Genomic DNA, 506 nt, shown 5'->3' with positions numbered 1-506 from the left:
TTAAAACTTAATATATTTGTGCCATTCTCTAGATTGTATGCGGGCGTCGTACTATTAATGGGAATTTTTTTACCATTGTATTCTAAAATTTCAATTCCTATACCCGAAGCCATGCTGCCAGAATCTAATGCAAGGAGGCCTGGTAAATAGCTATTTTCGGTTCCAGTAAACTTAACTGTCACTGTTTTAAAGATACTATTATCACAGTCATCTAGGTGAATATTAAAATTTTCCAGTGGTGTTTTTTGGTTAATATAGAGATACTTATTGACGATAGTACCAAAATCTACAATGATATTTTCATCACCAGGCCTTACCGTGCAAGCTTCAGCGACAAGCTGTCCTCTTATCTTAATTTCACCGATTTGGCCATTTTTTGCATGGCTCGGTAATGAAAAAAATAACAAACTGAATAGCATGAAGAGTATTATTTTTTTAAATTTGTAAAAATTGAAATTTAAGTTATTCATATAAAGACCTTCAATGCTCTATGCGCTAATTGAATT

General features: G+C 32.6%; 1 protein-coding gene. It reads right to left on the bottom strand.

All coding sequences use genetic code 11. The features are described 5' to 3' along the window. A partial coding sequence (locus ACVRRC_RS22325; protein WP_472997631.1) for a fimbrial protein occupies positions 1–470 on the bottom strand: 470 nt, incomplete at its 3' end. Positions 471–506 lie beyond the last annotated feature (36 nt).

The sequence above is a fragment of the Stutzerimonas sp. LR2 genome, assembly GCF_055755175.1.
Note: the sequence above shows the minus strand (reverse complement) of the source record. Positions and strands in the feature narration are given on the sequence as shown.